The sequence below is a fragment of the Octadecabacter ascidiaceicola genome (genome assembly GCF_900185015.1).
Taxonomy (GTDB): domain Bacteria; phylum Pseudomonadota; class Alphaproteobacteria; order Rhodobacterales; family Rhodobacteraceae; genus Octadecabacter; species Octadecabacter ascidiaceicola.
Genome location: NZ_FXYD01000002.1, coordinates 605,800 through 616,783 on the forward strand (window position 1 = coordinate 605,800; position 10,984 = coordinate 616,783).

Here is a 10,984-nt window from a genome sequence, read left to right on the forward strand (position 1 = left end):
TTCAACATTTGAATTGTTAACAATCTCGATTTCCGCTCTTGGAGTACCTCTCGGGTGATATGAAACGAGGATTAACAGGCATTGCTGAGGTGTCAAAGGCGCTGAAGGATGTAGGGGTAGATGACAGCAACCTCGCGTTCAATTTGACGTGGCATGACTGGCTCAATCTGCGCTCGCTTTGCGATATTTCCGAAGTGATTACGAAAGCGGCCGTCGCGCGCGAGAATTCTCGCGGGGCGCATTTCCGTGAAGACTTCCCAGACGCGGGTGCCATGGAAGACAGCGATTTCACTGTTGCGCAGTTGAAGGATGGTGATGTCAACGTAACCCGCGAACCCGTAAAGTTCACAATCGTAAAACCGGGCGAAACCGTGCTGCCGCATGGCGCACCAGAAACTTTGGTGGCAAACCCATGATACCAATACACCTCATTCAGTCCACAGCTGAAACGTTGATGGGCAAGGCCGCGATCGAAATTCCGCAGGACTATCTGGACGGGTTGCAAGAGGCTGCGCGCACGGAAGATGGCGATTTGTCGTCCTTTGTTCTGAAGGCGATGTTAGAGAACTACGAGGCGGCCAAGGAAGACCGCCGTGCCATGTGTGGCGACACGGGTGTGCCGCGGTGGTTCGTCAAGATGGGCAATGAGGCACAGGTCGAGGGCGGAATGGTCGCACTGGAGGCGGCGTTGCGACGGGCGACGGCCACCGCCACGAATGGCGTGCCGCTGCGCCCGAACCGCGTGCACCCGCTTTGGCGCACGGATCACAACAACAACGTCGGCATAGGTGCGCCCGAGATTGAATACGGGTACGAGCCGGAAGGCGCTTGGGTTGACCTGATTACGGTGCACAAGGGGGGGTTGTTTGGCTCTGACTATCGAATGTTGTTCCCGTCTGACGGCGTCCAAGGGATCAAACGATTTTACCTCGATAGCCTTATGGCGTTCGGTAAACGCGGGTTAGCGTGCCAGCCTGCGATCATCGGAATCGGGCTTGGCGGGTCCAAGGACATCTGCATGAGCCTTGGAAAACGCGCATCCACCTTGCGTATTGTCGGGTCGAAAAATTCTGATCCAGAGATTGCCAAGATGGAAGCGGAATTCAAAGAGCTCGGTAATTCCATTGGCATGTGGGCCATGGGCTTTGTCGGTAAGAACATGGTGATCGATTGCAACATCGAGGTCGGATATTGCCACACGGGTGGCATGCCGATGTCGGTGCATGCGTTCTGCCTGTCGTCGCGCCGTGCGGTGGCGCGCATTCATGCCGACGGGCGTGTCGAACACCGCACGGATCCCGATTGGTTCACCTCCTATCAACGGCGTGAAACTGTTGACTGGCCTGCAGCCCAGGAGGCCGCAGAATGAGCATTCGTGAGGTTCGCCTGTCCACCACCCCAACGCCCGAAGACATCACCGACCTGCGCCTAGGCGACATCGTCTACCTCGATGGCCTGATGTATACCGCGCGTGAAGGCGTCTACATGCGTGCACTGGAAGATCAGGCGAATATCCCAATGGAACTGCCCAGCCAATCAGCGGCGAATTTCCATTGCTCTCCTGCGGCCCGGATCAACGCAGATGGCAGCTTTGATATGGGGGCTGTCAAGGCCACAGCGTCGTTTCGCTTTGCCAAGTGGTTGCCCGAATGGATGGCCAAAACCGGCGCGAAGTTAATTGTCGGCAAGGGCGGCATGACGCCTAAGGATTATAAGGAGTATTTCGTGCCCAATGGTGCTGTGTATCTGTCGACCGTCGGTTATGGTACGGGCGCCTTGCTTGGGCGTGGGGTGGAAAACGTCGAAGCCGTGCATTGGAACGAAGAACTGGGCATCGCACAAGCCATGTGGGTGTTGAAATGCAACAATATGGGGCCGTTTATCGTTGCGTCCGACATGAATGGCGACTGCTTGTTTGAGCGCGAAAACGCAAAGATCGCCGAGAATGTGGACAGGGTCTATGAAGGGACGAAACCAGCCACCCTTAAGCGCTACGGAGAAAGCGACGATCGCACGGATGAGGTGATCTGATCTCATACCTACGAATGAACCAAAAAAGAAAAGCCGTCAGCTAAGGGCAGGTAAAGTAATTATAAGTGTTTTTTCAGGTGCCTATGTCGTTGGTGTAAGGCCGCATGGGCACTATTTAACTGAGTAGAGCACGCTGATTTCCCCTTTCTCTGTTCAGAGCATCTAAGAATGGCGCTGCTCGTTGACGTACCTGTTTGGCTTTTTCAGTTTTGCCCGAGTTGAATAGGCGACCTTCGTCACCGTTGACTTTTCAACTAACTTTCATAAGTTTATAGTTCTTGACCGTAGCTTTGAATTGTAACGACTTTCTGATTTTCTAATAGTAGTCCGTATCTCAGAATTTGTAGTGACCCCGGAGAAAAGTTTATTGCTTTTCAACTCTAAAAGCGGATCATTTAAGTAACCGTTTACGAAAGTCGACCTCATCTGATGATTGTCAAAGAACCTACCCGTGCTGAAGTCCAAGCGGGGCAAGCTGAGCTTTTGCAGGTGCGCAAACGCTCGCGTGGTTTGTACTGGTTTGTTGCGATTTTCAGCAGTTTTGTGAATGCGCTTTTGCTGACCGGCCCTCTTTATATGCTTAACGTCTATGGCAGCGTTCTCGGGTCGCGGTCGTTTGAGACCCTGGTCGCGTTGTCTGTGCTTGTCGCATTCATGTATTTGATGATGGGGATTTTGGACTTCGCGCGTGGGCGGATTATGGGGCGTATTGGGGCACAGTTCCAAGCAAATCTGGATAAGCGAGTTTACGATTCATCCATGCGCGCAAGAGCCGCAGGTTTCGTTCTTTCTGAGGCTGCGACAGGCCAGCGTGATCTTCAAGCCGTTCAACAATCCATCACCGCACCTGTTGCAATGGCAAAGTTTGACTTGCCTTGGACCGCGGTCTTTCTGTTCGGGATATTCATTTTCCATGCTTACCTTGGCTACCTTGCGTTGGTTGGCGGGGCGTTACTCGTGGCGATTGCTATAGTAAATCAAGTGAGCGCCAAGCGCCCGCTTGAAGTGTCTAACACTGCGACGCTTCGGTCAGAAAACATGGGTGAACAACTGCGCGGCAATGCCGATACGATTCAGGCCCTTGGTATGCGGGGGGCGGCGTTTCAGCGGTGGCTTGATCTACGCAATACGTCGCTTCGGGCCGGCATTCGGGCAGGGGATCTTGCAGGGGGATTTGGAAGCCTGACCAAGTCATTGCGGCTGTTTTTGCAATCGGCAATGTTGGGCATGGGCGCTTACCTTGTCCTTCAAAACGAATTGACACCGGGTGCGATGATCGCGGGTTCCATCCTTCTCGGGCGGGCACTGGCGCCGGTTGAGTTGCTGGTGAGCCAGTGGCCTGTGCTCAACCGGGGGCGCATTGGTTGGACCAATTTGACCCGCCTTCTCGGGGCGATACCTGAAGCGAAACATCGCACACAATTACCAGTTCCCAAAGCATCGATCGTCGCCGATCAAGTGACCATTGTTCCCCCGGGCCAGACCAAAGCGAGCCTTCGAATGGTGTCATTTGCCGTGAACCCGGGTGAGGCTGTTGGCGTGATCGGGCCGTCTGGTGCAGGTAAGTCAACATTGGCACGCGCGCTTGTGGCGCTATGGCAGCCAATCAGCGGTACGATCCGCTTAGATGGCGCGACGCTGGATCAATACGAACCGGATGTTCTTGGCTCCTATGTTGGCTATTTGCCCCAAACGGTTACGCTTTTGAACGGAACGATCCGCGACAACATTGCGCGGATGTCTGTCGATCCAGACGATGCCGCAGTCATTAAGGCCGCTAAACGTGCCGCTGCGCATGATCTTATCCTCCAGTTGCCAGATGGTTACGATACAGTTGTCGATAGCATCGGCGGGCAGCTGTCTGGAGGGCAAGTTCAGCGGATCGGCCTTGCGCGTGCGATGTATGGCGATCCGGTGTTTTTGGTGCTGGATGAACCTAATTCGAACCTAGACAACGAGGGATCGATTGCGGTGAACAACGCCATCCGGCTAATGCGAGAAGAGGGGCGTTGCGTTTTTGTAATGGCCCACCGTCCTGCTGCAATCGAGCAATGTGATAAACTGATGTATCTTGACGGCGGCATCTTACGGGCGTTCGGGCCCACAGAAGCGGTTAAGGCGAAAATCCTCGCGAATAGGGCAGAGATTGCTCAGGTTAAAGGTAGCGGCGGGGGTGTTACATGAGAACGGAATGGTCTGCCCGCCGCCCATTGATGGTTGGTTTGTTGGCGCTTGTGGTTCTGGTTGGTGGTTTTGGTGGCTGGGCAATGACCGCGCAAATCAGCGGAGCGATCATCGCCAGCGGCTTGATCGAGGTCGACCAAAATCGCCAAGTTGTGCAGCACCTTGACGGTGGTGAAGTGACGCAAATTTTGGTCGATGAGGGCGATCTTGTCGCTGAAGGTGATCTGCTGCTACGGCTTGATGCGCAAGACCTGCAAGCAGAACTGGCCGTGATTGAAGGGCAGCTATTTGAAGTGTTGGCGCGCCGCGCGCGATTTGAAGCGGAACGTGACGGCGCTGAAACGCTTACGTTTGATCCGCTCTTGGTTGGCAATGTAGATGACCTGACGACAGGGCAGCAAAACCTCTTCACAGCGCGTTTAGAAAGCGAAACGCGTCGCACGGAACAATTGTTAAATCGCAAGGATCAGATCAGTTCACAGGTTCGCGGGATTGTTGCGCAGCAAGCAGCGGTTGAAATTCAGCTTACTTTGATTGACGAAGAACTAACCAACCAGCAGGCATTGCTTGATCGCGGGTTAGCGCAGGCGTCTGTGGTGCTGAATCTTGAGCGAGAAAAAGCACGGCTTGCGGGGCAAGTCGGGGAGCTGGCCGCTTCAGCGGGGGGGGCACAAGAGCGTAACACCGAAATTGAGATTGAAATTCTTGGTTTGCAAACTGCACGGCGCGAAGAGGCAATCACCCGCCTGCGTGATCTTCAGTTTAACGAATTGGAACTGCGTGAGCGGCGCACAAGTGTCTTGCGCCGCCTTGATCGGTTGGACATCCGCGCACCTGTCAGCGGTATCGTCTACGGTCTGACTGTTTTCGGCTCACGCGCTGTCGTGAAGCCTGGCGATCCGTTGCTATATCTCGTGCCGCAAGATCGCCCGCTGGTGATCGCAACACAGGTCTCGCCGAATGATGTGGATGTGTTGACCATCGGCCAGCAAGTTAGTCTGCGATTTACCGCCCTTGATGATCGCACAACGCCAGAACTATACGGCACGGTCGCGGTGGTTTCCGCGGATGCGTTTACTGACAGCGCAACACGTGCTTCCTATTTCCGCGCCGAAATTCGCCTCAACGATGGTGAGCTTGCCCGCCTTGCGGATGGCACGACATTGATTCCGGGCATGCCTGTGGAAGCATTCATAAGAACTGCGGATCGTACACCAATCAACTACCTAACCCGTCCTTTGACAGACTATATTGCGCGCGTGTTCCGTGATGGATGATTGAAAATAGTGCGTCGCTATCCCAATAGATCGCGGGCAATTCTTGCAAAGATGGCTGCACCGACGGGGATCAGGTCATCTGGAAAATCGTAGTCGGGGTTATGTAGGGCGGCGTAATCCTCGCCCGGTCCAAGGCAAAGCATCGCGGCCTTCGCATCCCAACCAAACACTCCAAACTCTTGCGCCGCTTTCGTAGCAATGTTTCGCGCTGACGTTTCAAAATTTTCCATGCCTGCATCAGCCGTGGTTCGTAATGTAGCGTAGATTTCAGCGTCTCCGGGGGCCACGCCAAATGTGGGCTCGCCGATCTGGGCATGGGTGATCGTTACTAGCCGGAAGTCATCATCCAGTGCGCCACCTCGTCCAAGCGCGTCAAGCGCGGGGATGATCTGTGCAACAGCTAATGCTGGGGAAAGGCCATCCTCGGGGTCAGCTGCATGGGCGGTCTTGCCCGTCAACTTGATCTTCAGCCCAAGGGACGCACAGTTGATCAGCCCTGCGCAGGTCGAAACATATGGGCCTCGTTTGATTGGGCTATTCGCGTTTGAATGCGCCGGAAAAAGTTGTCGAGACCATGTATAAGAATGATAGCAAACACTAGATGTTCAGTTAAATTGATTGCGACATGTTGGAGGGTAGAATGAATTTTGCTTTGAACCACATGACGGTTCCCAATTTGGGCTATGCCGAGTTTCTTGACTTGGCGGCAAAGCTTGGTTGCATTGGCGTAGAAGTTCGCAACGATATTACCCGAGAGCTGTTCGATGGCATGGACCCAGCTGAGGCCGGTAAATTGGCCAGCGACAAAGGTTTGCGGATACTGGGATTAAGCCAAGTATACCCGTTCAATGACTGGACCACTGAACGGGAAACGGCCGTTCGCGAACTGATTGAAACAGCAACCGCCGCTGGTGCAGAAACCGTCAACCTTATTCCCCGTAATGACGGCACGGCGATGGGTGATGGGGAACGACAATCCAATCTACAGACCGCGCTAACGGCAATCCTGCCGATGTTGCAGGACGCGAACATCGACGCATTGGTCGAACCGCTCGGATTTCAGCGGTCTTCTTTGCGTTCAAAGGCTGAACTAGTTGAGACGATCAATTCGATCGGTGGTTCGGGCCACATCAAAATGGTGCACGATACATTCCATCATACGCTTGCTGGGGGAGGCGACGTGTTCGCAAAATCGACGGGTATTGTGCATATTTCGGCTGTCACCGAGGCCGGATTGCGTTTTGAAGACATGGAAGACGAACATCGGGTGCTCGTGGATGCGCGGGATCGCCTCGGGAATATTGAACAAATCAACGCCTTAGTAAAAAGCGGCTACACTGGGGCGTTCTCTTATGAATGTTTCTCGCCTGTCGTCCACGCAATGTCAGATCCTTATGCCGAGATAAACGCATCATTCGAGTTTATCAGTGACCAGCTAAGGTCCTGGACCGCTTGATCATCCTCGAACGCTAACTTCGCTAGACTTGCGTTGTGAATTCGGTCAGGATTTTTCAGTCACGACATATCGCGTGGCATCATTGCCTAAAGGGACACTTCATGCGTGACAGCTTCGACAACCCATATATTCAAACCGGTCTGCCAGAATTTCAGCATATGCCGAAGGATGACGCGTCAAACGTGATGGCCTTATTGGCGAAATGCCCTGCGCACAAAGCCACGCCATTGTTGGACATGCCGGAGCTGGCCGAACAAATCGGCGTCGCACAGCTGCACGTAAAGGACGAACGCGGTCGCATGGGGTTGGGCAGTTTCAAAGCACTGGGCGCCGCCTATGCGATTGCCTGTGAAGCTGCGGATCGGGTGGTAGACGGTCATTGGGAAACTGCGTTAACGGGCGAAGTCTTCATCACGGCAAGCGCCGGAAACCATGGGTTGTCTGTGGCCGCCGGCGCGCGATTGTTTGGGGCAAAAGCGATCATCTATCTAGCCGAGAGTGTACCGGAAGCATTCGCAGACAGGCTAAGGGCCATCGGAGCCGATGTTGTTCGCGCTGGGGCCACCTATGAAGACAGCTTGGATGCGGCAAACGAAAGTGCTGATGCAGGGCAGGGCACGTTGCTGTCTGACGGCTCTTGGCCCGGATATACGACACTGCCGTCGCGGGTGATGGAAGGGTATTTGCAGCTCGCCGTAGAGGTGGCTGAGCAAATTGATGAACCACCTACACATATCTTCCTACAGGCCGGTGTTGGCGGTTTGGCAGCGGCAGTCGCGGCTTATGCACGTGCCGTTTGGACGGACGGGCCTGTGATTGTTGTTGTAGAACCTGACGCAGCGCCTGCGCTGATTGAAAGCATGCGTGCAGGGGAGATCGTGACGACAGAGGGCCCCGTTTCGGAAATGGGGCGCCTTGATTGCAAAACTCCGTCCATGATTGCGCTGGCGGGTCTGGCGCGGGATGCGAATACATTTGTGACCATCACCGAAGATGACGCATCCCAAGCGGTGAATGTTCTGGCTGAACACGGCCTGACAACCACCCCGTCTGGCGGCGCAGGTTTTGCTGCGGCTCTGAATGGGTTTGACGGCATGGCTCCTGACGCGCGCGTACTGGTGATCCTCAGCGAAGGCGCCGAGGATGTCTGAGTCCGCGCCACTGTTCTCGGTCAAAGAACACCGTGGGCGGGTCGGGCGCCTTCAGGATAGTATGAAAGCGGCGCAACTGGATGGGCTGCTGCTGACAACACCGGCAGATGTGTTCTACGTCACAGGGTTCTTGACGCGCTTTTGGGAAAGCCCTGCGCGGCCTTGGTTCATACTGGTTCCCACGAATGGTGACCCAATCGCTATCATCCCCTCTATCGGTGCAGACCTGATGGGGAGAAGCTGGTTGGACGACATTCGCACTTGGGACGCACCTGACCCCTTGGATGATGGGGTGTCCTTACTGGCAGATGCTATCGTCGAAACCGTGCCGAGCAATGGCGCTCTTGGGATACCAATGGGGCTGGAAACCCATGTTCGAATGCCGCTGGGTGATTTTGAACGCGTTAAGCGCCGGATCGAACCTCGCCGCATAATGGATGCGACTGCAACCGTGCAGCGCGTGCGTGAAATCAAATCTGAAGCTGAGATCGCCAAGATTAAAACCACCTGCGAAATCGCGGATCGAGTATTCGCGCGGGTTCCTGAATTTGCCTCAACCGGACAGCCGCTTGATCGAGTCTTCCGCGACTTCCAGATCGCACTGCTGCAAGAGGGTGCCGACTGGGTCAGCTATGTCGCGGGCGGCGCTGGGCAGGGGGGGTACGGCGATGTGATCTCGCCCGCAACGACGCAGCCATTGGCCCAAAGTGATGTCCTGATGCTGGACACGGGTGCAGTGAAGGACGGCTACTTCTGTGACTTTGATCGCAACTATTCTGTCGGGCCGCCGACTGCCGCAGTTGAACGTGCGCAAGCCGCGTTGTTTGCTGCAACAGAAACAGTGCTGGAAACGCTACGCCCCGGCATGACGTCGGCGGATCTGTATTCGACTATGACGGACACGCTTCGCGCTGAAGGTGCCACGCCTAGCGGCGGGCGGCTTGGGCATGGTTTGGGCATTACGTTGACCGAATGGCCGTCGTTCACCGCCAAAGACACCACACCGCTGCGCGAAGGCATGGTCCTTACCTTAGAGCCGGGAGTTGAGGTTTCTGCGGGCAAGGTCCTTGTCCATGAAGAAAACATCGTTTTACGCGCTAACGGGCCAGAGTTGTTGTCTGCGCGCGCGCCGCACGAATTACCAAGGCTGGATTGATGGATCAGTTCCCATATGACCTCACGGGCCCCATTGGGAGTGCCGCAACCTTGGGGGTGGTGGTGCTTCAGGTGGACGAGACCTTAGAGCAAGACTTTCGCAGATTGTTTGCCAGACCGGATGTGGCGCTCTATGTCAGTCGCATTCCGTCGGGGGATAATCTGACGCCAGACACCATCGCGCAAATGGCGATTGATTTGCCCTACGCCACGTCGCTTTTGCCACCTGCGGCTGTGTTTGATGTGATCGGGTATGCCTGCACGTCTGGGACGACACTGATCGGTGCTGAGAAGGTCACCACGCTGATAAAGGAAGCTGCCAACACGAATGCGGTAACCAATCCGCTCACGGCATCCATCGCGGCGTTTAGGGCGCTAAACGTTCAATCCATCGCGATCGTGTCGCCCTACATCGCCTCCGTTGCCTTGCCTATTCAAGCCGCGTTTGAGAGCGCAGGGTTTAAGGTTCCGGCAACCCTGTCATTTGGCGAAGAAATTGAAGCCAACGTTGCACGGATCGATCCGGAATCAATTCGCGCAGCGGCATTAAAGATAGGGACGCAAGCAGGGGTGGAGGCAGTTTTTCTGTCCTGCACGAACCTGCGCACCTTGGACATCATAGATGATCTTGAGCAACGCCTTGGGCTGCCCGTGGTCAGCAGCAATCAAGCACTTGCCTGGCATATGGGGCAACTCGCGTCCGCGCCGCTCTCACCAGATGCGCCGGGCGCACTTTGCCAAAAGTAGCGTATTAGAATCGGCTTGAAATGCCATCGCAACGCCGCTTGCTCTAATAGGCCGAGTCGGGTTTGATAGGCATGTCCTATCGAAAGTCCTAAATATGATCGACAAACTTGAAATGTTCATCGCCCTTGCGCGGGAAGAACACTTTGGCCGCGCAGCACTGGCGCAGGGGGTGACCCAGCCGACGTTGTCCGCTGCGATTAAACAGCTTGAGGACCAACTGGGCGTGATGCTGGTTTGGCGCGGGTCGCGCTATCAGGGGCTTACACCTGAAGGGCAGCGCGCGCTGATCTGGGCGCGCCAGATTGTCGGGGACGCGCGAACGCTGCGCCAAGAAATGCGAGTGGCCCGAGAAGGGCTGTCGGGTGACTTGCGGTTGGCCGTTATCCCAACGGCGCTGACTGTTGTCTCTGAAATCACAGCCGATTTTGGGGAACGACACCCCAATGTGCGGTTTTCAGTGCAATCCAAAACCTCGACTCAGATCTTGTCGGATCTGGACAACCTAGAGATCGACGCAGGGCTAACGTACCTCGACAACGAACCCTTAGGCCGCGTCACAACGGTCCCGCTTTACGCAGAACGATATGTATTGGTCGCAAAGGCGGGCCATCCGCTGTTGTCCGGTCCTGTGAAATGGGGTGACTTGGGAGATGTTCCGCTATGCCTGTTAACGCCGGATATGCAGAACCGCCGGATCATTAACCAACATCTGGTTGAGGTTGGGGTTGAAGCGATACCTCGCATCGAAGCCTCCTCAATTATTGTTTTGGTCAGCCATGTTGTGCGCAGTAACTTAGCAACAATCCTACCAGTTCGCGCCGCTGAGATTTTTCTAAAAGGCGACGATCTCGGCTCGGTCCCGTTGATCAAGCCTGATGCAAGCCATGTGGTTGGGCTGGTGGCACCGCATCGCGAACCGTTCACACCAGTTCTGGCAAGCTTGCTCGACCGTGCGCGAGCGCTTTCAGAGATTGCATAAGAGT

At 55.2% G+C, this 10,984-nt stretch carries 10 protein-coding genes and 1 pseudogene; 10 read left to right on the top strand and 1 reads right to left on the bottom strand.

Annotation, left to right across the window (positions count from 1 at the left end; all coding sequences use genetic code 11):
• Positions 1-59 precede the first annotated feature (59 nt).
• The 5 genes from OCA8868_RS08425 (at position 60) to OCA8868_RS08445 (ending at position 5,492) form a co-directional block, all read left to right on the top strand.
• A complete protein-coding gene (locus OCA8868_RS08425; RefSeq protein WP_245848117.1) occupies positions 60-416 on the top strand; it encodes a hypothetical protein in 357 nt (118 codons plus the stop codon).
• Positions 413-1,369, top strand: coding sequence for a fumarate hydratase (locus OCA8868_RS08430; protein WP_093996098.1), 957 nt, complete (start codon positions 413-415; stop codon positions 1,367-1,369). The genes OCA8868_RS08425 and OCA8868_RS08430 overlap by 4 nt, the downstream gene beginning before the upstream one ends.
• The gene (locus OCA8868_RS08435) at positions 1,366-2,031 is read left to right on the top strand and encodes a fumarate hydratase C-terminal domain-containing protein (RefSeq protein ID WP_093996099.1); all 666 of its coding nucleotides are present in this window, start codon (positions 1,366-1,368) and stop codon (positions 2,029-2,031) included. The genes OCA8868_RS08430 and OCA8868_RS08435 overlap by 4 nt, the downstream gene beginning before the upstream one ends.
• Before the next feature lie 429 nt (positions 2,032-2,460).
• Complete coding sequence (locus tag OCA8868_RS08440; protein ID WP_093996100.1) at positions 2,461-4,215, top strand: type I secretion system permease/ATPase; 1,755 nt, start codon at positions 2,461-2,463, stop codon at positions 4,213-4,215.
• Positions 4,212-5,492 (top strand): HlyD family type I secretion periplasmic adaptor subunit, encoded by a 1,281-nt coding sequence (locus OCA8868_RS08445; protein ID WP_093996101.1) that lies wholly within the window; start codon positions 4,212-4,214, stop codon positions 5,490-5,492. Before OCA8868_RS08440 ends, OCA8868_RS08445 begins: the two co-directional genes overlap by 4 nt.
• A gap of 17 nt (positions 5,493-5,509) precedes the next feature.
• Here the strand turns inward: OCA8868_RS08445 and OCA8868_RS08450 are convergent.
• A pseudogene (locus OCA8868_RS08450) lies at positions 5,510-6,004 on the bottom strand (M20/M25/M40 family metallo-hydrolase); the annotation flags it as partial.
• Between the two features lie 128 nt (positions 6,005-6,132).
• On the opposite strand from OCA8868_RS08450, the gene OCA8868_RS08455 reads away from it, so the two are divergent.
• From OCA8868_RS08455 to OCA8868_RS08475, 5 genes are all read left to right on the top strand, one after another.
• Positions 6,133-6,948, top strand: coding sequence for a TIM barrel protein (locus tag OCA8868_RS08455; protein ID WP_093996102.1), 816 nt, complete (start codon positions 6,133-6,135; stop codon positions 6,946-6,948).
• 101 nt (positions 6,949-7,049) lie between these two features.
• Positions 7,050-8,099 carry a pyridoxal-phosphate dependent enzyme gene (locus tag OCA8868_RS08460; protein ID WP_093996103.1) on the top strand — a complete coding sequence of 350 codons (1,050 nt, stop codon included), beginning with the start codon at positions 7,050-7,052 and terminating at the stop codon, positions 8,097-8,099.
• Positions 8,092-9,255 (top strand): M24 family metallopeptidase, encoded by a 1,164-nt coding sequence (locus OCA8868_RS08465; RefSeq protein WP_093996104.1) that lies wholly within the window; start codon positions 8,092-8,094, stop codon positions 9,253-9,255. Before OCA8868_RS08460 ends, OCA8868_RS08465 begins: the two co-directional genes overlap by 8 nt.
• Positions 9,255-10,001 (top strand): maleate cis-trans isomerase family protein, encoded by a 747-nt coding sequence (locus OCA8868_RS08470; RefSeq protein ID WP_093996105.1) that lies wholly within the window; start codon positions 9,255-9,257, stop codon positions 9,999-10,001. The genes OCA8868_RS08465 and OCA8868_RS08470 overlap by 1 nt, the downstream gene beginning before the upstream one ends.
• Positions 10,002-10,095: 94 nt before the next feature.
• The gene (locus tag OCA8868_RS08475; protein WP_093996106.1) at positions 10,096-10,980 is read left to right on the top strand and encodes a LysR family transcriptional regulator; all 885 of its coding nucleotides are present in this window, start codon (positions 10,096-10,098) and stop codon (positions 10,978-10,980) included.
• The last annotated feature ends 4 nt before the right edge of the window (positions 10,981-10,984 follow it).

Bases quoted from the DNA above. Each gene is read 5' to 3' on its own strand.
- OCA8868_RS08425 (WP_245848117.1), top strand. From the start codon at position 60: ATGAAACGAGGATTAACAGGCATTGCTGAGGTGTCAAAGGCGCTGAAG.
- OCA8868_RS08430 (WP_093996098.1), top strand. From the start codon at position 413: ATGATACCAATACACCTCATTCAGTCCACAGCTGAAACGTTGATGGGC.
- OCA8868_RS08435 (WP_093996099.1), top strand. From the start codon at position 1,366: ATGAGCATTCGTGAGGTTCGCCTGTCCACCACCCCAACGCCCGAAGAC.
- OCA8868_RS08440 (WP_093996100.1), top strand. From the start codon at position 2,461: ATGATTGTCAAAGAACCTACCCGTGCTGAAGTCCAAGCGGGGCAAGCT.
- OCA8868_RS08445 (WP_093996101.1), top strand. From the start codon at position 4,212: ATGAGAACGGAATGGTCTGCCCGCCGCCCATTGATGGTTGGTTTGTTG.
- OCA8868_RS08455 (WP_093996102.1), top strand. From the start codon at position 6,133: ATGAATTTTGCTTTGAACCACATGACGGTTCCCAATTTGGGCTATGCC.
- OCA8868_RS08460 (WP_093996103.1), top strand. From the start codon at position 7,050: ATGCGTGACAGCTTCGACAACCCATATATTCAAACCGGTCTGCCAGAA.
- OCA8868_RS08465 (WP_093996104.1), top strand. From the start codon at position 8,092: ATGTCTGAGTCCGCGCCACTGTTCTCGGTCAAAGAACACCGTGGGCGG.
- OCA8868_RS08470 (WP_093996105.1), top strand. From the start codon at position 9,255: ATGGATCAGTTCCCATATGACCTCACGGGCCCCATTGGGAGTGCCGCA.
- OCA8868_RS08475 (WP_093996106.1), top strand. From the start codon at position 10,096: ATGATCGACAAACTTGAAATGTTCATCGCCCTTGCGCGGGAAGAACAC.